22 protein-coding genes are annotated in these 21,384 nt (G+C 53.5%); 5 read left to right on the forward strand and 17 right to left on the reverse strand.

Annotated features, from left to right (window positions below; translation table 11 throughout):
• Positions 1 to 19 precede the first annotated feature (19 nt).
• The 15 genes from rpoS to HMF8227_RS02690 all read right to left on the reverse strand — a co-directional run bounded on the left by rpoS (position 20) and on the right by HMF8227_RS02690 (position 14,217).
• Positions 20 to 994 (reverse strand): RNA polymerase sigma factor RpoS, encoded by a 975-nt coding sequence (gene rpoS / locus HMF8227_RS02620; RefSeq protein ID WP_109338695.1) that lies wholly within the window; start codon positions 992 to 994, stop codon positions 20 to 22.
• Between the two features lie 68 nt (positions 995 to 1,062).
• Complete coding sequence (locus HMF8227_RS02625) at positions 1,063 to 1,839, reverse strand: peptidoglycan DD-metalloendopeptidase family protein (protein WP_109338696.1); 777 nt, start codon at positions 1,837 to 1,839, stop codon at positions 1,063 to 1,065.
• A 42-nt stretch (positions 1,840 to 1,881) separates the two neighbouring features.
• Entirely contained in the window at positions 1,882 to 2,460 is a 579-nt protein-coding gene (locus tag HMF8227_RS02630) for a YqaA family protein (RefSeq protein WP_109338697.1), read from the reverse strand.
• A complete protein-coding gene (locus tag HMF8227_RS02635; protein ID WP_109338698.1) occupies positions 2,457 to 3,107 on the reverse strand; it encodes a protein-L-isoaspartate(D-aspartate) O-methyltransferase in 651 nt (216 codons plus the stop codon). Before HMF8227_RS02635 ends, HMF8227_RS02630 begins: the two co-directional genes overlap by 4 nt.
• Positions 3,108 to 3,114: 7 nt before the next feature.
• Positions 3,115 to 3,861, reverse strand: a complete 747-nt coding sequence (gene surE / locus HMF8227_RS02640; protein WP_109338699.1) for a 5'/3'-nucleotidase SurE — start codon at positions 3,859 to 3,861, stop codon at positions 3,115 to 3,117.
• Positions 3,858 to 4,886, reverse strand: coding sequence for a tRNA pseudouridine(13) synthase TruD (gene truD, locus HMF8227_RS02645; RefSeq protein WP_109340989.1), 1,029 nt, complete (start codon positions 4,884 to 4,886; stop codon positions 3,858 to 3,860). Before truD ends, surE begins: the two co-directional genes overlap by 4 nt.
• A complete protein-coding gene (gene ispF, locus HMF8227_RS02650; protein WP_109338700.1) occupies positions 4,886 to 5,365 on the reverse strand; it encodes a 2-C-methyl-D-erythritol 2,4-cyclodiphosphate synthase in 480 nt (159 codons plus the stop codon). The genes truD and ispF overlap by 1 nt, the downstream gene beginning before the upstream one ends.
• Positions 5,362 to 6,048, reverse strand: a complete 687-nt coding sequence (ispD, locus tag HMF8227_RS02655) for a 2-C-methyl-D-erythritol 4-phosphate cytidylyltransferase (RefSeq protein WP_109338701.1) — start codon at positions 6,046 to 6,048, stop codon at positions 5,362 to 5,364. Before ispD ends, ispF begins: the two co-directional genes overlap by 4 nt.
• Positions 6,045 to 6,323, reverse strand: a complete 279-nt coding sequence (gene ftsB / locus HMF8227_RS02660; protein WP_109338702.1) for a cell division protein FtsB — start codon at positions 6,321 to 6,323, stop codon at positions 6,045 to 6,047. Before ftsB ends, ispD begins: the two co-directional genes overlap by 4 nt.
• A 65-nt stretch (positions 6,324 to 6,388) precedes the next feature.
• Positions 6,389 to 7,381: a calcium/sodium antiporter gene (locus tag HMF8227_RS02665; protein WP_109338703.1), complete on the reverse strand. Its 993-nt coding sequence runs from the start codon at positions 7,379 to 7,381 to the stop codon at positions 6,389 to 6,391.
• A gap of 101 nt (positions 7,382 to 7,482) precedes the next feature.
• Complete coding sequence (locus HMF8227_RS02670) at positions 7,483 to 9,231, reverse strand: TIGR03545 family protein (RefSeq protein ID WP_109338704.1); 1,749 nt, start codon at positions 9,229 to 9,231, stop codon at positions 7,483 to 7,485.
• Positions 9,232 to 9,250: 19 nt separating this feature from the next.
• Positions 9,251 to 9,904, reverse strand: coding sequence for a LysE family translocator (locus HMF8227_RS02675; RefSeq protein ID WP_109338705.1), 654 nt, complete (start codon positions 9,902 to 9,904; stop codon positions 9,251 to 9,253).
• A 105-nt stretch (positions 9,905 to 10,009) separates the two neighbouring features.
• Complete coding sequence (gene putA, locus HMF8227_RS02680; protein ID WP_109338706.1) at positions 10,010 to 13,177, reverse strand: bifunctional proline dehydrogenase/L-glutamate gamma-semialdehyde dehydrogenase PutA; 3,168 nt, start codon at positions 13,175 to 13,177, stop codon at positions 10,010 to 10,012.
• Positions 13,167 to 13,376: a hypothetical protein gene (locus HMF8227_RS02685; protein ID WP_109338707.1), complete on the reverse strand. Its 210-nt coding sequence runs from the start codon at positions 13,374 to 13,376 to the stop codon at positions 13,167 to 13,169. Before HMF8227_RS02685 ends, putA begins: the two co-directional genes overlap by 11 nt.
• A 247-nt stretch (positions 13,377 to 13,623) precedes the next feature.
• Positions 13,624 to 14,217, reverse strand: coding sequence for a TIGR04211 family SH3 domain-containing protein (locus HMF8227_RS02690; RefSeq protein ID WP_109338708.1), 594 nt, complete (start codon positions 14,215 to 14,217; stop codon positions 13,624 to 13,626).
• Between the two features lie 177 nt (positions 14,218 to 14,394).
• Here HMF8227_RS02690 and HMF8227_RS02695 point away from each other — a divergent pair, with 177 nt between their 5' ends.
• Both HMF8227_RS02695 and HMF8227_RS02700 read left to right on the forward strand, forming a co-directional pair.
• Positions 14,395 to 15,921 carry a CYTH domain-containing protein gene (locus HMF8227_RS02695; RefSeq protein WP_162558464.1) on the forward strand — a complete coding sequence of 509 codons (1,527 nt, stop codon included), beginning with the start codon at positions 14,395 to 14,397 and terminating at the stop codon, positions 15,919 to 15,921.
• A gap of 159 nt (positions 15,922 to 16,080) precedes the next feature.
• Positions 16,081 to 16,752 carry a LiaF domain-containing protein gene (locus tag HMF8227_RS02700; RefSeq protein WP_109338710.1) on the forward strand — a complete coding sequence of 224 codons (672 nt, stop codon included), beginning with the start codon at positions 16,081 to 16,083 and terminating at the stop codon, positions 16,750 to 16,752.
• 6 nt (positions 16,753 to 16,758) lie between these two features.
• Here the strand turns inward: HMF8227_RS02700 and HMF8227_RS02705 are convergent, their stop codons facing one another.
• Both HMF8227_RS02705 and mutH read right to left on the reverse strand, forming a co-directional pair.
• Positions 16,759 to 16,998, reverse strand: coding sequence for a DUF2798 domain-containing protein (locus tag HMF8227_RS02705; RefSeq protein WP_109338711.1), 240 nt, complete (start codon positions 16,996 to 16,998; stop codon positions 16,759 to 16,761).
• Positions 16,995 to 17,675, reverse strand: a complete 681-nt coding sequence (gene mutH / locus HMF8227_RS02710) for a DNA mismatch repair endonuclease MutH (protein ID WP_109338712.1) — start codon at positions 17,673 to 17,675, stop codon at positions 16,995 to 16,997. Before mutH ends, HMF8227_RS02705 begins: the two co-directional genes overlap by 4 nt.
• 92 nt (positions 17,676 to 17,767) lie before the next feature.
• Here mutH and rppH point away from each other — a divergent pair, with 92 nt between their 5' ends.
• From rppH to HMF8227_RS02725, 3 genes are read left to right on the forward strand one after another with little or no spacing between them, the layout of a single operon-like run.
• Entirely contained in the window at positions 17,768 to 18,295 is a 528-nt protein-coding gene (rppH, locus tag HMF8227_RS02715) for an RNA pyrophosphohydrolase (RefSeq protein WP_109338713.1), read from the forward strand.
• A 5-nt stretch (positions 18,296 to 18,300) separates the two neighbouring features.
• A complete protein-coding gene (gene ptsP, locus HMF8227_RS02720) occupies positions 18,301 to 20,583 on the forward strand; it encodes a phosphoenolpyruvate--protein phosphotransferase (RefSeq protein WP_109338714.1) in 2,283 nt (760 codons plus the stop codon).
• Between the two features lie 3 nt (positions 20,584 to 20,586).
• Positions 20,587 to 21,378 (forward strand): sulfite exporter TauE/SafE family protein, encoded by a 792-nt coding sequence (locus tag HMF8227_RS02725; RefSeq protein ID WP_109338715.1) that lies wholly within the window; start codon positions 20,587 to 20,589, stop codon positions 21,376 to 21,378.
• The last annotated feature ends 6 nt before the right edge of the window (positions 21,379 to 21,384 follow it).

The following is a 21,384-nucleotide window of genomic DNA, read 5'->3' on the forward strand; positions in this document are numbered from 1 at the left end:
GGGGCGTTGTGTTTAAGATTTAAAGCTGCTCGGTATTAAACAGCGATTCCAGATTGAGTCCCTGATGAGCCAGCATGTCCCGAAGGCGGCGCAAGGCTTCAACCTGGATTTGACGCACCCGCTCACGGGTCAGGCCAATTTCAGAGCCCACATCTTCCAGGGTCGAGGGTTCGTAGCCGAGAAGACCAAACCGCCTTGCCAGGACCTCACGTTGTTTGGGGTTCAGCTCGAACAGCCAATCCACAATGCTACTTTTGATGTCTTTATTCTGCAGTTCAGACTCGGGCCCCTGGCCTTTCTCATCGGCGATAATGTCTAGCAATGCCTTATCATTGTCGCTGCCGATGGGGGTGTCTACCGAGCCAATACGCTCATTTAAGCGCAGCATTTTCACCACATCTTCCACGGGGCGCTCTAACGCCAGGGCGATTTCCTCGGCCGTGGGTTCGTGGTCTAGCTTTTGGGCCAGTTCACGAGCCGCACGCAGATAGACATTGAGCTCTTTCACCACGTGAATGGGCAAACGAATGGTGCGGGTTTGGTTCATTATCGCCCGCTCGATGGTCTGTCGGATCCACCAGGTGGCATAGGTGGAAAAGCGAAAACCACGCTCGGGATCGAATTTCTCGACGGCTCGAATCAGTCCCAGGTTACCCTCTTCCACGAGATCTAAAAGTGGCAGGCCACGGTTGTTATAACGTCGGGCGATCTTCACCACCAAGCGCAAATTACTGACGATCATACGTTGTCGGGCTGCATCGTCACCTTTTAAGGCGCGACGAGCAAAATGCACTTCTTCTTCTGCGGTGAGTAGAGGGGAAAATCCGATTTCACCCAGATAGAGTTGGGTGGCATCCAGGTTGCGGTGGATATCATCCTGACTGGCGACGATCTCTTCCATAGGGTCGTTGTCATCAGATTTGGACGTTTCCACCACATCGTCCGGTTTATCATTGGCTTTTTCAGCGACGAGGGTGTTCTTCTTGTGACCCATTACGGCAATCTCCGTGTTGTTCTGGTTAATGGTACATAACGCCTCTTTGTTTTTATTGTTTATTGTTATTATCGCTGCGGAAGATATCGCATCGGGTTTACAGACTTGCCTTTATGGCGCACCTCAAAATGTAATTTAACCCGTGACGTACCACTGTCTCCCATTTCGGCAATGTGCTGTCCGGCCTCGACCCATTGTTGCTCTTTCACCAGTATTTTCCGGTTATGAGCGTAGGCCGTTAAGTAGGCATCGGTATGCTTGATAATGACCAAGTTACCGAATCCCCTTAGGGCGTCGCCGGTGTATACCACCTTGCCTTTGGCGGCAGCCCTAACCGGACTGCCTATGGTATTGGCAATATCAATACCCTTATTACCATCATCTTGTAGTGAGAATGTGGCGATGACCTTACCGTTAGCCGGCCAGGCCCAGCCGTTCACTACCTCAGGGAAAGCTTGTTGTTTACTTTCCTGTGATGATTTATTAACCGCTTTTTTACCACCATACGCCTGCTTTTTGGTTCGATCAACTGATTGATTTGGTTTTAATTTTCTGGTCTGACCAGTATCTGAAGTATTGGTGTCTGTCGTTTTTGGGGAAGGCTTAAGACGCAGCTTTTGTCCCGGATAAATGCGGTAGGGAGGCCGAATATTGTTAAGCCTGGCAAGGTCCCGGTAATCGTTTCCGGAATACCAGGCGATGGAAAACAGGGTATCCCCTTGTTGTACTTTGTAGGTGGATTTTTCCGGTAAATCTCGAAAGCTGCCTGCCTGGCTGACCTCGATCACCGGTGCGGGGGTTGGACGGCCAGAGCACCCTGTCAGCAGAGCGAAGAGAGTCATCATGATAAAAGTTCGTTGTCGTCCCTGGAACCTGAATCTCACGGCCTACCTCAACAGCAAGTAGGCTAGGCTGGCTAATATGACGGTGCTCCAGCCAATGGCATCCACGTAGTCTCTGAGCTTAGTGGCCATGGCAGCGCCCCCCCAGCGCATCAAAGCGGCGACCAGGTAAAACCGCATCCCCCGACCTATGGCCGAAGCCAGCAGGAAAGGGAGAAATGCCATCTGCAACATACCGGCGCTGATGGTAAAGACCTTATAGGGAATTGGTGAGAATCCCGCCAGGAACACCACCCAGATGCCATAGCTTTCAAACCAGTTGACGGCTTGATCCAGCTTATCCTGATACCCCCATTCGATGATTAAAGGCTGTAGGAGGCTGTCATAGGCAAACCACCCCAGTACAAATCCCAGTATGCCTCCCAGCACAGAAGTCAGTGTGGTTAATAAGGCATAAAACCAAGCTTTCTGAGGTTTGGCGAGGGTCATGGGCATTAACATGACATCGGGGGGTATAGGGAAAAATACCGATTCGGCGAAGCTCATGCTACCCAAATAATAGGGGGCATGTCGGTGGGCCGCCCACTTCAGGCTCTGGTCATAGCAAAACTGGAATATCCTCACAGAATATCTCCGGGGACCAGTGGCACAAAGCGCACTGCTTCCACTACTTGCTGTTCGAATTGGTCGCCGTTGCGGCTGATAACATACAGGTGCTGTTGCTGCTCGCCCACGGGGATCACCAGGCGTCCACCATCGGTCAGTTGGTGCAATAGTTGTTCGGGCATATGACTGGCAGCCGCGGTGACCAGAATACCGTCAAACGGCCCTTTACTGCGCCAGCCCTGCCAACCGTCACCGTGTTTCATGGCAATATTATGCAGATCCATGCTGTGCAGGCGTTGCTTGGCTTGATACTGCAACGCCTTAATGCGTTCTACCGAATACACCTGGTCTACCAACTGCGCCAGCACCGCGCTTTGATAACCGCAACCCGTGCCGATCTCGAGCACTTTGCCACAGTGATGGCCGCCATTGAGCAATAACTCGGTCATACGTGCGACAATATAGGGTTGGGAAATAGTCTGTCCCTGCCCAATGGGTAAGGCGGTATTTTCATAGGCCTTGTGTTTAAGGGTGTCGGGCAGAAACCGGTCTCTGGGTACGCAGGCAATGGCGCGAAGCACATTCTGGTTATGAATGCCTTCCTGATACAGGGTTCTTGCCAGGCCTTCGCCCTGGCGAGTGGGATTAAGGTGGTCTTGAATCATAAGAACGTCAGAGTTTTTCTATCCATTGTTGCATGGCGTCCAGGCTTTGATAGGCGGTCATATCCACACTTAATGGGGTGACCGAACAATAACCGTTGGCGATGGCATGAAAATCGGTGCCTTCACCGGCGTCCTGTTCTTGCCCGACCTTGCCATACCAAAAAATTTCCCGGCCAAAGGGGTCTTCGCTGCGCACCATGGCTTCTGCTCTATGGCGGCGACCTTGTCGGGTGACCTGAATGCCTTTGAGTTGTTCATAGGGCACGTCGGGCACATTAATATTCAGAATCTGGTCCGCGGGTAAAGGGTGCTGGCTCAGGTGGCTGACGATGTCGCGGACGATCCGGGCGGCGGTGTCAAAGTGCTTCCCGGGGTGGCCGCACAAGGACACAGCCACAGCCGGTAGACCCATAAAGCGACCTTCCGTGGCAGCAGCTACCGTACCCGAGTAAATCACATCATCGCCCAGGTTGGCACCGTGGTTGATGCCGGACACCACCAGTTCAGGGTCGTCCTGCATAAAGGCGTTGATGCCCAGGTGGACGCAATCCGATGGCGTGCCGTTGACTGCATAGAAGCCGTTTTTCATCTGCTGGATGCGCAGCGGTTGATGTAAAGACAGGGCATTACTGGCTCCACTGCAATTGCGATCCGGCGCAATCACGCAAATATCGTGGTCCTCGCTGAGGCCCTGATACAAAGAGGCCAGACCTTCGGCGTGAACGCCATCGTCGTTGCTTAAAAGTAGTTTCATGCATCCTCCACTGAACGGGTTTGCATTAGCTCACGTACCACCGAGGTGGCAAAAGCACCGGTGGGGAGCCGGAAATCGAGCCTGAGGTGGTTATCTTGCCACTGCCAGTCAAAATGCTGCGGCAGTAACAGCAGTGCTCGACGCTCTTGTTTTAAGTTCTGTCTGGCCAGGGCCGCCGTCACTTGAGGGTAGTGCTGAGCTACCCTTTGTTCCCACTCGGCCGCATCGCCTTGAGTGGCTAACTCTCCTGCGCCCCACAGCGGTGCAGACAACAGAATATCATGGTTAACCAGTCGGGTTTGAATCTCTTCACTGTCCGGCGACTCGGCGCAGAAGAAGCTATTGCTACCACTTAGCACCATAATATCCCCTTGCATGGCCTTTTGGAACTGACCTTGCACCAGCCGCTCACTGACAAACTCATTAAACAGCCAGGAGCGAAGAGCGGAGATGGCCATGGAACGCTTCTGGCGATGGCGAATGCTCTCGCCCTTGATTAAGAGTTCGGCAAATTTAAGGTTGCTGTTATGGCGGCCAAAACGCTGAGGGCCATAGTAATTAGGCACGCCCTGAAGTATCCATGCGAGTCGTTGTTCGACTGATTCAGGCCGGTCGATATCTCTTAACCACAGTTCGAACCGGTTGCACTTGTGGGTACCAGTGCGCAGCTTCTTGTGGTGTCTGAGCACCCGTACAATGCGAACGCCCTCTATCTGACAGCCGGAAAAGTCCGGCGTGGTCTTTCCGGGCAGATGAATGCCAAACCATTGCTCGGTCAGGGCGTGTTTGTCCTTGCGTCCGGAGTAGGATACGGCGCGCGCAGGGACCCCCGCAAAACGAGCCAGTTGTTCGGCGACCCATACGGTGTTCTGGCCTTGCTTTTCCAGCTGAACAAAGACATGTTCGCCTTCGCCGCTGGGGGTAAAGCCAAGCTCCTCTCGAACGACAAAATCCGCCGGCTGCTGTTTTAAGGTGCCGCTGGCTTCGGGTTGTCCAAAGCGGTACTGCCAGTGTTGGGTCTGCATCATTGGGCCACCAGTAACACCACCGCATGGCAGGCGATGCCCTCCTTGCGGCCTGTGAATCCCAGTTTCTCCGTTGTGGTGGCCTTGATGTTAATTTGCTCCGGGGTAGCGTCAAGATCCTCAGCAATGGCGTGAATCATAGTCTCGATATGGGGCGCCATTTTAGGCGTCTGAGCGATGATGGTGAGATCCAGATTGTTTAAACCGTAGCCTTTCTCTTTGGCTAAGGCGTAAACATGCCGCAATAATCCGCGACTATCGGCGCCTTCAAACTGGGCGTCGGTATCCGGGAAGTGCCGGCCAATATCGCCCAGTGCTAACGCGCCCAGAATCGCGTCGCACAGGGCATGCAGGGCGACGTCGCCGTCAGAGTGGGCCAGCAGACCGTGTTCATGCTCGATCTTAACGCCGCCGATGGTAACCGGGCCGGGACCGCCAAAGCGGTGTACATCATAGCCATGGCCGATGCGTATGTTCATTCGGTAATCCTGTGTTGTTGTCGCAGATAAAATTCAGCCAGAGCCAGATCTTCGGCCTGCGTCACCTTGATATTGCTGGCGCAGCCTTGGATTAACTTTACCGGGTAGCCGGTTTGCTCCATAGCTGAAGCTTCATCGGTGATAGGTCCCTGAGCCTCTTGCAGTGCCTGAAGCAGTGCCTGACGAGGAAAAAGCTGAGGCGTGAGGGCGTGCCATAGGTGTTGGCGCTCCTCGGTGTGCAGGATCTGCTGCTGCTCATTCGCCCGCTTCATGGTGTCTCTGACAGGAGTGGCCAGAATGGCGCCTTGCTCGTTTTGCTGAGCGTGAGTCATCAGCTTGTCTAAATCATGACGAGTCAGGCAGGGCCGGGCGGCATCATGCACCAATACCCAGTCCTGGCTGACCAGTTGCAAACCTGCCAGCACGGAATCGGCTCGTTCGGCGCCGCCGGTGGTCGTAACGACTCTGGGGTCGTGCGATTGTGGCAACGTGGCAAAGTCCGCATCCTGTGGGTTCAGAGCCACTACAATCTGAGTGATAGCCGGATGAGCCAGCAGGGCATCCAGAGTGTGCGCCAGGATGCACTGGTCTCCCAAAGACAGGTATTGCTTGGGAATGGATTGACCCATGCGTGAGCCGATGCCTGCAGCCGGCACGATGGCGGAGAAAAGTCTGTTGCTCATTGTTCTGGTGGCAGAATTCGATAAAAGGTTTCGCCTTCCCGGATCAGTCCCAGTTCGTTACGCGCTCGCTCTTCAATGGCTTCAAGGCCTGTTTTGAGGTCCCTGATATCGGCCTGAAGCAGTTGGTTGCGCTGTCTGAGGTTGGCATTCTGGCGTTGTTGCTGCTGGACTTCCTGTTTGAGCTGCCAGTAGTCGGGAATGCTGTGTTTACCAAACCACAGGCGGTGCTGGAGCAGGCCCAGCAACACTAACAAGACCAGGGTGATCCATCTCATGGTTTGTCGCCTGTGATATGAGTCATGGCACTATTATGCAAGCTCTTGAAAATGCCGCAATGACTTTATGGCGCCACCTGCTGCACAATGCTGTAGCCCAGGTAGCTGTTATAACCGATATAGGCCAGTAACAAACCCGAGGCTTCGACTCGGTTAATGCGGCCCTGACGGCCAAAACCAATACCCATAACCAGCAGGGCCAGGCTGAGTACGGCCATAACGACCCAGTCGCGCTGCAGGACTTCCGGCGCCACTGCCAGAGGGTCGATACTGGCGGCGATACCCACCACTGCCAGGGTATTAAACAGATTGGAGCCCAGCACATTACCCAGCGCCAGGTCATGCTCGCCCTTGCGCGCGGCGGCGATGCCTGAGGCTAACTCAGGCAGGGAGGTGCCGATGGCAACAATGGTCAGGCCAATGATCAGGTCGCTGACGCCAAAAGCCTGGGCGATGGATACTGCGCCCCAGACCAACATGCGTGAGCTGATGACCAGCAGTACCAACCCGGCAAAAAGCCAGAGCAAGGCTTTTTTCAGCGGCATGGGGTGAGCTGCGAGCTCTTCGTCCACATTATCCATATAGCTGTCTTTGACGGTGCCGCGGTTACGCATGGCTTGTATCACCGACCAGCCCATGATGGCAAACAGCATGCCCAGTAAGACGACGGCATCCAGCCGGGACAAAAAGCCATCGTACAGCTGCCAGCCTGCCAACAGGGTCACCAGTAACAATAGTGGCATCTCTTTACGAAGAATTTGTGAGCGCACCGCGATAGGGGCAATTAACGCGGTGGTGCCGATGATAAGGGCGATATTGGTAATGTTAGACCCGTACGCGTTGCCTAATGCCAGTCCTGGGTTGCCGTCTGCCGCGGCCAATGCCGAAACCACCATCTCCGGTGCCGAGGTTCCAAAGCCGATGACCACAATGCCGATAATCAATGTGGGCATGCCGGCGTGTTTGGCTGTGGCGGCCGCCCCTTCGATAAAGCGATCGGCACTCCAGACCAGAATGACCAGACCGACAACAATGGCTGCGATGGCTTCGATAGACATAGTGTTTTATGACTCCTGAGGTAATAAGAGACGCTTTGTACGTGGATTTTAGAATAAGGTCAACGGCGAAAGAGGCCTTTCGCCGTCGTCGTGGGACCAGGCTAATGAGCGCCGCCGAACAGCTTATTCTTCAGCTTATCAGTCAGCTTGTCTTTTTCTTTATCCAGTGCGCCCTTTAGCTTAGCCTCCAGCATTGTCTCGATACTATCACCCTGACCCTGGGCCAGGTCTTGCCAGCCCTGCCACTGGGACTGACCTCCGGTCAGCTTATCCAGAGGACCAGCGGCTTTGGCTTGCAGGCGCTGTTGCAGTTCCGTCAGTTTACCCTGAGCCTCTTCTCCGAGCGAAGCCATTAAGGCATCCTTAAGCTGATTATCCAGACTGGAGCTCAGGTTCAGTTTCGGTGAGCGCCAGTGACCACTGATCCCGGTGTCGATATTGAGTGCCGACAGAGAACTGAGTGCGCTGGCAATGGTACGGGTGAGTTTATTTTCGCCACTGGCCTGAATAGCCAATTGCGCCAGGTTAACCACTCCGTCGCCGTCCATCTGATCCTTGTTGACGGACAGCTTACCGGTGGCGCTGAGCAGACCGGACTCCAGCAAGCTGGTAAGATTGTCCGACTCCAGTAGTCGGGTTGCACCCAACTTCAGTCCTGCCAGATCCCAGCTTTGCTGAGCGAATAAACCCTCGGCGAGGAACTGAAACTGACCGTCGAGCTTAAGTACGGACCATAGTGGGCTGTCCGGGGCGTCCACCATAAATTCGGTAGCCTGGCCGAGTTTCTGGTGGTTATCAGTGATATTCAGCCAACGACTGTCGATGGCGTAATCCTGCCACTGAACAGACACATCGGCCTGCTTGATCAAGATATCAGGCAGGTGCTCAAACTCCTCAAAAACCATCAAAGGTTCACTGGGGGCCGTTTGAGCGGATTCGCCTTTGGATTGCAGCATTGGGGCGACAAGGTCATAGGCGGCCAGCAACTGATCGCTCCACTGGCGCATTTGTGGACCGAATAAGGCTTCAGTGAGATCGCCAATGGCGGCCGCATCTCCCGCCAGTACACCTTTAAGCTGCTGGTAATCTTGCTGTGGTGCGTCTTTGAGCGAGGCCAGCTTGGGGCCGAGATCATCCCTGGCTTGCCGCACCGAGCTTAAAAATTGGCTGACTTTTTGTTGTTCCTGTTTGAGTTGCTCTTTTAACCGGTCAAATTTTTCCTTGGCTGTAACAAGCTCGGCTGGATTGGAGTAATCGGTATCCTGCAGTTCTTGGAGTTGCTGCTTATAGTCAGCCAGGGCTTGTTTATCTGGTAAGGCCTGATATTGCTGCTGCAACTGGTCCTGATGCTGCTGATAGGCACTTTGTGCCTGCTCTATTGCTTGTGTGGTTTTCAGAGTGTTGTTGTTCAGCACTTCGTCTACTGAAGGCATGTTGACAGGTTGGTTAAAGAGGTTGTCGAAGGGACTGGGCGAACCGTCGGGCTGCCGGTAGACGTCACCGGGCTCAGCGCGTTTCTGATCAAACTTGACCCCCAGGATTTGCACCTGGTCAACGATCACCTTATTCATCAGAAGTGGCTTTAATTGCACCTCTGCTTTGATGGTGTCGGCGGTGACTTTGTTGTACTCGGGACGAGCTGCATCGGTCATCTGCAGACCGGAGAGTGTTACGCTAAAAGGGGAGAAAGTGTGGCTGACCTCAGCCACATTGACTTCGGCCCCCGTGGCTTGCGCCCCAGCCTCTTCTACTGCCAGTTTAATCCAGGTATCAAGGAACAAGAAGACTGCCGCTAACACGGCAACAATTAGTCCCAGTACAATCCATAGCCCTTTTTTCAACCAAGCCATAACCACCTCTTGTGAGTATTTAGATATCAGACACAGTGTCACCGAGTACGAGCTCGTCCACGGCGATATAAGATCCAAGTAGTGTCAGTATGGTGCCACTGATACGGTCTTGCCAATACTGAAACGATGGGTGACCGGCCAGCCAGCGTCCCAGGCGTGCCGACATGGCTGCCACAAAGATATCGCTGGCCAGAGCGATCAGGGTATAGGTCAGTCCCAGCAAGGCCAGTTGGGTACTGACGGAACCGGATTCGGGCCGAACAAACTGGGGCAAAAATGCCAGGAAAAAAAGCGCCGTTTTAGGGTTGGTCAACTCCACTATCAGGCTTTGACGTACAACCTGTAAAGCGCCGCGACGCCCCACTCGAGGAGGTTCTGAAACGGTAGTGGCGTTGCGAAAATAGCTCAGTCCCAGATAAATCAGATACGCGGCACCAACCAGTTTAATAGCCAGGTAGGCAGTGGGTGAATATTTAAAGATCGCTGCCAGACCCAGTACCGAGGCCAGCACATACAGCAGTGAGCCTATGGCCAGTCCACCCGCTGCCGCAGCGCCACTGGTGAAGCCCTGTGACAGACTGCGAGCCATAATATAGAGGTTGGAGGGGCCCGGCGATAAGCTAAGCACCACGCAGGCCAGAGAAAATGTTAGTAAAACATCCATCGACACCATTCGGGCTCCTTAGCCTGATTATTTGTTTTTACTAAGAATAACCATGACTGGGCGGCAAGTAAAAAGGGCCACCGATGGTGGCCCTTAATCGCAGAGTGCGAGTGGTTAATCGCCCAGACTGAGGAGGGTGGCATTGCCGCCGATGGCGGTAACGTTATTACTGCGCGCCTTCTCGGTGATAAAGCGATGCAGGTAGTGAGGCCCTCCCGCCTTGGGACCGGTGCCGGATAGTCCCTGTCCGCCAAATGGTTGAACGCCGACGACAGCACCGATCTGGTTGCGGTTAATATACACATTGCCTACATTGACCATATCGGCGATATAAGCAGCTTTGGACTCGTTACGACTGTGTATGCCCAGTGTCAGTCCATAGCCGGTGGAGTTAATGTCGTTGATCACCTGATTCAGCTCGGACGCTTTGTATTTGACGACATGCAAAATCGGGCCGAAATGTTCTTCTTTCAGATCATGGATGCTGTCGATCATCACTGCCGTGGGGCGAACGAAGCTGCCGGTTGCAGCATCATCGGACATCGGCGCCTGGCTTATCAGGGTACCCGTTTCGGTGATCTCGGCGATGTGGTCATCCAGCTTTTTCTTGGCCTTATCGTCGATCACCGGCCCCACATCCGTGCGTCGCTCAATGGGGTCGCCCACGTGCAATTCCTGCATCATGCCTTCCAGCAACTCCAACATACGCTCGGCTACATCTTCCTGGACGTAAAGCACTCTCAGAGCTGAGCAGCGTTGACCGGCACTGGTAAAGGCAGAATGCACCACATCGGTCATTACCTGCTCTGGCAAAGCGGTACTGTCGATGATCATGGCATTCTGGCCGCCGGTTTCGGCGATCAAGGTCGCGATGGCTCCATCACGTTCTGCCAGCGAGCGGTTGATGTTTTTTGCCGTCACTGTGCTGCCGGTAAAACAGACCCCGCTGATACGATCATCACTGGACAGGACGCCACCCACCACGGCGCCTTTACCGGGCAGAAACTGCAACACATCTTTGGGAATGCCCGCTTCATGCATCAGTTGTACGGCACGATAGGCCAGTAAACTGGTTTGCTCGGCTGGCTTGGCTATCACTGTATTGCCGGTGGCCAGTGCAGCGGCAATCTGACCGGTAAAGATGGCCAGCGGGAAGTTCCACGGGCTAATGCAGGCAAATACCCCTTTGCCTTGTACAAACAGCTCGTTCATCTCGCCAGTGGGGCCTAACAGCGGACCATCGTAGGAAAACAGCTTTCGGGCTTCGATAGCGTAATAGCGGCAGAAGTCCACCGCTTCACGTACCTCATCGATACCGTCTTGCAGGCTTTTACCTGCCTCGAGAGTACAGATAGCGATGAGCTCATGTTTGTGTTCTTCCAGTAAGTTGGCGTAGTCCTCCAGCGCCTGAGCTCGCATTTCCACGGCAGTTCGGCTCCAGTTTGGGAACGCACCGTGGGCGATATCAATAGCTTTGCGAGTGGTCTCTTCATCGGCATAATAAATCTGCCCCACCTCGTGCTCACGGTTTTGTGGTGAGGTGACGGTGACTTTTTCACCACTTTCGATGGACTCGCCGTTAACGATAGGCGAGCCGGACCACTGTTGATCTTTGTACTGGCATACGGCATCGATAAAGGGCCGGTAGTGGGACTCCACCAGCAGATTACAGCCGTCTGAGTTGGGACGGTGGATATAAATCTGCTTTGGCAGCGGAATCTTGTCATTCGCCAGAGAAGGTTGGTTTTTTAGCGCATCCAGCGGATGGTTAACCAGTGATTCCACCGGAGTATCCGGATCGACCAGCTTGTGAACAAACGAGCTGTTAGCCCCATTTTCCAACAAACGACGCACCAGATAGGGCAGCAGTTCTTTGTGTGCTCCCACCGGCGCATAGATGCGTACGCTGATATTATTGTCTTCTTTTAGCAGGGTGTCATACAACTCTTCGCCCATGCCGTGCAAACGCTGGAACTCAAAGGCTCGTCCTGCCGCCATGCGCTCAATGGCGGCCACTGTATGGGCGTTATGGGTCGCGAATTGAGGGTAGATGTAATCCTGTGTGTGCTCACTGACAAGGAAGCGAGCGCAGGCCAGGTAGCTCACATCGGTGGCCGCCTTGCGGGTAAATACCGGGTAGCTTTCAAGGCCCATTTGCTGACACCATTTGATTTCCGAATCCCAGTAGGCGCCTTTGACCAGACGAATGGGGATGCGATCGCCCTGTTCCTTCGCCAACTGGGTGACCCACATCAGTACGGGTAAAGCGCGCTTGGTGTAAGCCTGTACCACGAGACCTAAGTTGCCCCATCCTTTGGCTGCCTCACTGCGGTAAACCTTTTCGAATACCTTGAGGGATATTTCCAGACGATCGGCCTCTTCGGCATCGATACTGATACCGACATCCTTGCTGCGGGCCAACTTAACCAAACTGGCGAGCGAGTCTGTCAGTTCGCTCATCACCCGCTCTTCCTGAGCGGCTTCGTACCGAGGGTGCAAGGCCGAGAGCTTAATGGAAACGGTCGGTGGTGCTGGATACTGAGTGCTGAAGTCTTCTTCACCGACACGCTCAATGGCATTCGCGTAAGAGTCGTAGAAAGCCTTAGCATCTTTGGCGGTTACCGCCGCCTCACCAAGCATGTCGTAGGAGTGAGTGTACCCGTATTTTCGGGCCTTGCGACTGGCTTTGAGGGCCTCGTCGATATCGCGACCCAATACAAACTGTTTGCCCATAATCCGCATTGCCGTGTACATGGCCTTGCGCACTACCGGCTCACCGAGGCGACCAATGAGTCTATCCAGCACGTGTTCGCTGTTAGCGTCGCCACGGTTATCCAAATGGAAAAGCTTACCGGTGAGCATTAAGCCCCAGGTTGACGCGTTCACTAGTAAAGAGTCACTGTGCTTTAAATGGCTGCGCCAATCCGCTCCGGACAACTTGTCTTTAATCAGGGCGTCGGCGGTTTGGGAATCAGGGATGCGCAGTAAGGCTTCGGCCAGGCACATCAGGATGACACCCTCGTGGGTATCCAGGCTGTATTCCTGCAGGAAGGCATCGATGCTGTCGCTATTTTGCGCTTCTTTACGTACATCCTTAACCAGCTCGGTGGCTTGTTTTTCGATGGCCTCCAGAGAGTCTTTATCCTGTGGAATGAGTTTGATCAATTCCTTAACATATTGTTCTTCGTCAACAATATAAGTGTCTGCGATCAGTGCAGGGAGCTCATCCAGAGATGGCAGTTGGTAGTCACTATTAAAAATTTCACTGGCTTTAAATGTCATAAAACATCCACTCCAATAACAGGAAAAACAGGGCTAGCGCTTTTCGATAGTCTTCAGTAAAAAAAGCCTTAAACCCACCCGCTTTTTGTGTCAGATAGTCTGCACCGGCACTCGGCCATAGTGTTTGGCTCTGTGCCCGTTTTAAACGGCGCGGAGTATAGGTGCAAACCCCCAAGCTGTATAGCAATTTGAAACTCATCGAATATCCATTCAGATCAGTCGTCTCGCGCCCGATTTTTTGATTCTTTCAGGGCCTTGGTATCACAGCATAGCCCCTAATACCAATCACACTAAACAAATGCTCTCCCGGAGCGGTCCTTGTTTAGCACGACTGATATACAGCCTTGGGGCAAGAAACTGGAATAAAAGGGGCCGGTAAGTCGCCCAGCCCGGAGTGTTGAGACAGGGTGTCTCGATAGGTTGACAGTGGTGTTAGTTCTGGTGGCTTACATCCATTGATCACGGCGTTGGCGTTTACGCGGCAACAGCATGATGATGACACCCACTAAAAGCCCGACAAAGGCGATTACACCGCCGCGGGTCATCCAGGCAATCTGGACCTGATTGTCGATGTCCTCTAGCTGACTGAGCGCCTCTTCCAGCTTTTCCTGGCTCTGCTCAAGACTGGCTTCCAGCTCGGCGTTGTAGCGCTGAAGTTCGCCCCGACGTTGCAACAGATCCTGATTCTCCTGTCTGAGACTGGCCAGAGCCTGTTTAGCAATATCTAATTCTTCCTGCACGGCAGGCAGCTTTTGCTTGAGCGATGGTTCACGGGAAATGAAGCTGCTCTTCACCCAACCGGTGCGCTCTTTGTCTGCATCATGGACCTTGCTATAGCCTTCGCTTTCATTAATCTCTAGCAGAGTTACCGGGGTGCCTGCGGTCACAGAACCCAGAATCCGGTAGTTACGACCTGGGCCAGCGTGCACAAAGGTGTAGAGTTCGTCACTGACATAAACGGTTTCGCCGTCCTGAGCCAGAGTCACAGGGGCGGTCAACAACAGAGCGAGGACAAGGTAAACAGAAAACAATTTAGGCATGGTTTATCGGACTAAAATAGCTTGAATGGCGTAGATGGTATGGGGTGAGCATCACCTTGGCAAGTGTCCTGATTTAGCGACAAGCCGGACCGCGATTGACAAAGGGCGACATTAACCCTTTATACGGATTGGTATTACAGGTAATGTTGCGCTTAGATTCAAACTTGCAGAGACATTGTGTCTAGCCGAATGGACCAGGAAATCGAGTTTAAGTTATTGGTGGCCCCGGATGTGGATCCTGTGACCATCATCGAACAGCAATTGCAGCCGCAATGGGACAAAGCCTGTCACCAGGGTGCAGCGGATTTATTTAATGTCTATTACGATACGCCCGATAAGCAACTGCGCCAGTGGGGCATAGGTCTCCGGGTCCGGGGACGTGATGGCGTGTTCGAACAGACCATAAAGACCGACGGCAACAGTGAAGGCGGTTTGCACCAGCGGCCGGAATATAATGTCGCCATTGAGCAACAGCAACCGGACCTGGCCTTGTTCGAGTCGGGAATATTCCCGCCTGAAGCCGATGTGGATGCCTTGCAGGCTCAGTTACAGCCGCTCTTTACCACTCATTTCCATCGTCAGGAATATCAGTTGTTGCCGAGTGCCAACACGGAAGTGGAATTGGTGGTAGATAAAGGTAACGTGAAAGCCAACGACCATCAGCAGCCCATTAACGAAATCGAAATCGAGTTAAAACAAGGTCAGGTGGCGCCCCTGTTTGAATTAGCCTGTCAACTGGCCGGGCATATGCCGCTTCGAATCGGTGTTCTGAGTAAGGCGGCTCGTGGCTATATGCTGGCAGAAGGGAAGGAGCTCAAAGCCCAGCCGTTACCGAACTTCTTGCCCCTGTCGCAGGGCGATGCACTGGAGCAGGCTTTTATCAGAGCCCTGCAACTGGGAATCGGTCATTGGCTGCATCATGAACAATGCTATCAGGATACCGGTTCGGTCAAAGCGCTAAGAGGCATCTGGACTGGCATTAACCTGACTCAGCAGGCGCTGACCCTGTTCTTACCCGCTCTGCAGTGCGAGCCTTTATTACAGCTTCACCGACAGCTTCAGTCGCTCGCTGAGAGTTGGCGTTGGGTGGACGCTCTGACAGCTATTAAGGCACTGAAATCCAGCAAGGGACCTTTTCGTAAAAGCATTCGTAAGAGTGTGTCTATGCAAAGCTATTTGAGGGGGCGTCTGGAAGGGCTATTGCGCACCTACCAACCCGAAACACTGATTGCGGATAGTGATAAGGTTCACTTGCAGATCAGGCTCAGTGAACTGGCCTATTCCAGGCCCTGGCGTGACAATGACACTGCCTGGCAGAACGAGGTTCAGACACATGCTCGTGGCTGGCTGGCGCAGGCTTGGGCCAATGCAACAGACGCCATTGCCAGTAATGACAGTTTTAATACCGACAGCTATATGGCCTGCGAGCCGGCATTGCGGCAGATGCTGTACCATGGCCTGTTCCTGGGTGACCTGTTTTCCCCCGAGGCACGTAAGCAATTTCGCGCCCCCTGGCTGGACATCCTCGACGGCATCGAAGAGTTGAAAGTCTTTGTGTTGTTACAGGAAGAGTTGCAGGTGGCCGAGGTAGAAGAAAAAGACGAACTTCTGGACTCGGCTCAGCATAAGCAAGCCCACCTGCTGGCCGTGATGGAACAAAGCCGTCAGGAAGTGCTCAAATCCGAACCTTACTGGGATGAATAGCTCTGAGCAGGTCAGAATCACTAAGTTTTGGCCAGATAGGCGATTTTTTTGTTTTCGAGTCTAGGGCGGTTTTGTTAAGTCATTGTTTTGTAATTGTTTTCAAGTCTGGTTCAAGACTTGCTTAATAGGGTGGCTTTTCATTAATTTGGATACGTAACGATGGACGTAAAATTAGAAGACAGACCCATTGAGCAGGTCAGAGAGGAAGTCATTGACCAGCTAATTTATAATTACAGCCATGGCGTGATTTCGGCGGAAGCCTTTGAGCGACGTCTGGATGACGCTATCAATAGTGAACAACATCAGTCGCTTAAAAGTCTGGTGGCCGACCTGGAGCTCAGGGCCGACAGTCACTATGTTCAGAGAAAAGAAACTCAGTTCACCCCTAACTACGCCACCGATCGTCATCAACAGAAGAACCAGAGATTGCTCAGTATTCTGGGGAGTGATGAACGAAGCGGTCAGTGGCGGGTGCCAAAGGAAGTCAAATTAGTCAGTATTCTGGGCAGTATCAAACTGGATTTTACCGATGCTGTGTTTGAGCACCAGCATGTCACCGTGAACATCAATTGTGTACTTGGTAGCGAAACCATCTACGTACCTGAGAGTGTGAATGTGGTTTGCAGTATGTTTAACGTTATCGGGTCGGTAGAGAATAAGGTGCCTTCCATGGCCGGACGACAGGCACCAACGATCTATATCGAGGGCTACTCGGTATTGGGCTCGGTAGAAATTAAGGTTAAGCGCACCATGAAAGAGAAGTTTGTCAGCTTTGCCAACAGCCTTAAGCAAGCTTTTTACGATGATGGCAGCGGTGGCTACAAAGCCTGAACGAGCCTATTTCAGTCCGCCTTCGATCAACCTGGCCACCAGCTGACGGGTCAGGGGGGCAAACAGCATCACCAGTGGGAAGGCACACAGGTGAGCCAGAACATAGGCCTTCAACCACAGCCATAAAAAGTCCGGCACTGGGCCTAAATTGATCAGGGTCAGTATCCCCGACATACAAAACGCCATAAACCCGGACATTAAAAACGCGAATAGCCCGGGCGCGCATTTAGGCGAGAGTTTTCTCATGCAAACGCTTCTTCCAGCAAACCCCGGGTAAAGGTTTTTTTCAGATAAAAACCTCGTGGGCGAGTCTGAATAAACTGGCCATCTCTTCCGATGGCGTCGGTCAGGGCATTGCCGTCGGCTGCCTTGGGGCGCAGCTGCATTACCTGGCCGTGGCGAGCTGTGATGGATTCCACCTGACCTAAGGCGATAAGCTCCATAATCTCCTCCCAGTCGGCCCTCAGAGCGGCTTCCTGTTCTGGTGTCGGGGTCCACAAAAAAGCTGAGGCCACCCGGCGCTCGGCGGGAGGGATCTGGCGGTTGGCCTCAATCGGCACCCAGCACACCTGATGCAGTTTGTTGCGTACGTTGGAATTTTCCCAGGTCAGCCCGGCGATACCGGTAAGATGGGCATAGCACACATAGGTGGTTTCCATCGGGCGGCCGGCTTCGTCGATGGGCAGAGTTTTTAATTCGACTCCTAACTCGGGGAAATCCTGCTCCGGCTTGGAGCCGGCGCTGGCTCCCAGCCAAAGCTCTAATAGCTGACCGCTGAAGCCTTTATGTCGACGCAGATCTTCCGGTGTTTCGAGCTGCGCCAACTGGGCCAGTTCACCCAGCGTCAGGCCCGCTAGTTGCTGAGCCCGTTCCATCAATTGCGCAACGGACGTCGGAGCAGTGCTGGGGAGGGTCAGAGTCATAAGGGACTGGCTGCGAATGAAATTGCTTTGAAAGGGGGCTAGTTTATGGAAGAATGCATTGATAGAAAAGAATTAAATGCCCGGGAGTCTAAGTGATTGATGCCGAAGGATTCCGCGCGAATGTCGGCATAGTGATTTGCAACAGGATAGGGCAAGTATTTTGGGCAAGACGCTATGGCCAGCATTCCTGGCAGTTTCCACAAGGCGGAATCGACGAAGGTGAAACTGCCGAACAGGCGATGTATCGAGAACTTCATGAGGAAGTGGGATTAAACCCCCAAGACGTTGAGATTATGGGTAGTACCCGTAATTGGGTCAGATACAAATTGCCAAAGCGCCTGATCCGGCAAGGAACGGATCCGGTGTGTATCGGACAAAAGCAGAAATGGTTTCTGCTGAGACTGAGATGCAAGGAGGAAGACGTGAACCTGCTGCACTCGGGCCATCCGGAGTTTGATGATTGGCGCTGGGTCAGCTATTGGTACCCGGTTCGTAATGTGGTGTCCTTCAAACGGGATGTGTACCGGCGGGTCATGAAGGAATTTGTACCCATTGCCATGCCAAGCCAAAGTCATTCCCGTCAAGGCAACCAGCGCCATCGGCGACGTCGTCGGGGGTAGATAAGATGCTGACGCAGCTAAAACGTCTGGTTCAGGAAGTAAACCAGATTCCCGTTCTGGATGAGGCCTTGACGGTGCTCACTACCCGTCTTAAGGAAGTGATGGGCGTGGATTGCTGCTCCATTTATCTAGCCGACTACGATAATCATGTGTTTGTGCTCAAAGCCACCGAAGGCCTCGCTAAAGAGGCCATCGGCACGGTGACCATTGGTTTTTCCGAGGGACTTATCGGCCTGATTGGTCAGCGGGAAGAGCCGATCAATATTCAGGACGCCCAATCTCACCCGAGGTTTAAGCACTACCCTGAAGTCAAAGAAGAGAAATACCACGCCTTTTTGGGGACGCCCATTATTCATCAGCGCAAGGTGCTGGGAGTACTAACCTTGCAGCAGAAGCGCAAGCGTCGCTTTTCTGAAGAAGAAGAAGCTTTCCTGGTTACCCTGACCGCCCAGTTGGCGCTGGAAGTCGCTCACGCCGAAGCGCGGGGAGCGCTGAATTTCAGCGAACAAAACAACGGCCAGAAGCCGCAACAAAAATCCTTACATGGGGTGCCCGGGTCGGCCGGTTTGGCGATGGGCTTGGGGTATGTGCCCTATATTAAGGCGAGCTTGCAACAGCATGTGATGAGGCGCCACAGCGAGCATGATGCCCAGTTACAGCGTTATCGTCAGGCGGTCAAACAGACCCGTGAGGAAGTGGCCGAGCTGTCCCGTCGGATTGAGGATACAGTACCGAAAGATGTGCTGGCGATCTTCCAGATGTATGACCAACTGTTGGACTCTCACTCCCTTGGTGACGAGGTGGAAGATCAGATCCGCAATGGCTGGGACGCACCCTCAGCATTGAAAAAAGTGGTGGAACATTATCTGCTGCGCTTCCGGCGCATGGACGACCCCTATATGCAGGAGAGGGCGGTAGATATTGAGGATCTGGGCAACCGTATATTAGCTCACTTGCTGTCGGTGCGAGATCAGCACCAGGAAGTTCCTGAACAGGCCATCTTGGTGGCCGAGGAGGTTTCGGCCTCCATGCTGGCCGAGTTTTCTGCCAATCAGTTGCAGGGCATTATCTCCATGCAGGGGTCGAATAACTCCCATGCTGCGATTTTGGCACGAGCGATGGGTTACCCGGCGGTGATGGGCCTGACCGATGTACCCCTGTCATTACTGAGAGGTAAAGATCTGCTGCTGGACGGATATTCCGGTGAAGTGGTGGTGTCGCCCAGCAATGCCATTCGGGAAGAGTTTGCTGCCTTGATTGACGAGGAGCGAGAGCTCTATGGTCAGGTGCAGAAAGATGCCGAACTGCCCGCCGAAACTCAGGATGGCAAGTCGTTAGAGCTGCTCATCAACGCCGGTTTGTCGGCGGAGGTGGAAGGTTCCTTCGGAGGCCTAGGTGAAGGGGTTGGGCTGTATCGTACTGAAGTGCCCTTTATGATGCGAGAGCGCTTCCCCACCGAAAAAGAGCAGTGTCAGTTGTATCGCTCTATTCTGGAACTGTGCCCCGACAAACCGGTGACCATGCGGACGCTGGATGTAGGGGGTGATAAGCCCCTGCCGTATTTTCCAGTAAAAGAGGAAAACCCGTTTCTTGGCTGGCGCGGCATTCGCATGACGTTGGATCACCCTGAGATCTTCTTGGTGCAGGTCAGAGCCATGCTCCGGGCGAGTCTGGGGCTGGATAATTTAAAGATCATGTTGCCGATGATCACCAATATCACCGAGGTGGCCGAGGCAAAGCGGCTAATTCGCCAGGCTTACCGCGAGGTGGCCGAGGAAGCCAAAACCGATGGTCAGAAATTGGCTAAGCCTCAGGTGGGCGTGATGCTGGAAGTGCCAGCAGTAATCTATCAGCTGCCTCAGCTAGCCAGGATGGTGGATTTTTTCTCCATCGGTTCGAATGATCTGACCCAGTACTTGCTGGCTGTGGATCGCAATAACTCCCGTGTGTCGGCATTGTATGACTATTACCACCCGGCCGTACTGGCGGCGCTTTGGGATATTATCCGCCAGAGCAACAACGCTGGTGTGCCCGTAACCCTTTGTGGCGAGATGGCCGGGGAACCGGGCGGCGCCATCTTGTTGGTTGCCATGGGCTATCGCAGACTCAGCATGAGCAGCTTTAATCTGGCTAAAATCAAATGGGTACTGCGCAGCGTAACTCTGACTCAGGCGGAAGCCATCCTCGATGACGTTATCAAGTTGCACCACCCAAGACAGGTGCGCGAGTGCATGAGTGAGCACTTGGAAAGACTGGGTCTTGGCGGTCTGATCCGGGCAGGGAAATAAGCCATGCTGAGTTTTGTACTGGCCACGTTAGTGCTTGGTCTGGTTGCCGGTTATTTGGCCGGTCTGTTGGGGATCGGTGGAGGTCTGGTGATCGTGCCCAGCCTACTGTATTTGATGCAGGCCCTACTGAATCTGCCCTTCGAACAGGCCATGCCGATGGCCATCGCCACGTCTTTGGGTACCATTATTTTTACCGGTTTATCTTCCACCCGCACACATTGGAAATTGGGACAGGTCTCCTGGCCACTGTTCTGGCCCATAGGTTCGGGTATTGCCCTGGGAGCCGTGCTCGGTGCCTGGTTGGCTGCCTCAGTTCCAGCCACTTACCTGAAGTGGTTCTTTGCCATCGTACTGTTGTTGTTAGCGGCCAGAATGGCGTTGGCCACAGTGCCAGAAGGTCAGGCAAAACCTCACCGCGGTCTCCTGGGGATATCTGGTGGCATCATCGGTACCATCTCTGCCATTATGGGCATCGGCGGCGGGGCCCTTGTGGTGCCGACATTGGTGTATTTTAAGGTATCGGTAAAACAGGCCATCGGCTGTGCGGCAGCCTGTGGTATAGTCATCGCCGTCTTTGGTAGTGTCAGTTTTATGCTGGCTGGATGGCAGCGAGCTGACTTGCCGACCTGGAGCCTGGGGTATGTTTATCTGCCAGCCTTACTGGGCATCGTCAGTACCTCCATGCTGACTGCTCGCTTTGGGGCCAGAATGAGCCATCGTTTGCCCACCAAGATCCTTAAACGGGTATTTGCGGTGTGTCTGGTGGTGGTCAGTTGTCGAATGATGTTGGGTTAGTAAAAG

This window comes from Saliniradius amylolyticus, assembly GCF_003143555.1.
Lineage (GTDB): Bacteria > Pseudomonadota > Gammaproteobacteria > Enterobacterales > Alteromonadaceae > Saliniradius > Saliniradius amylolyticus.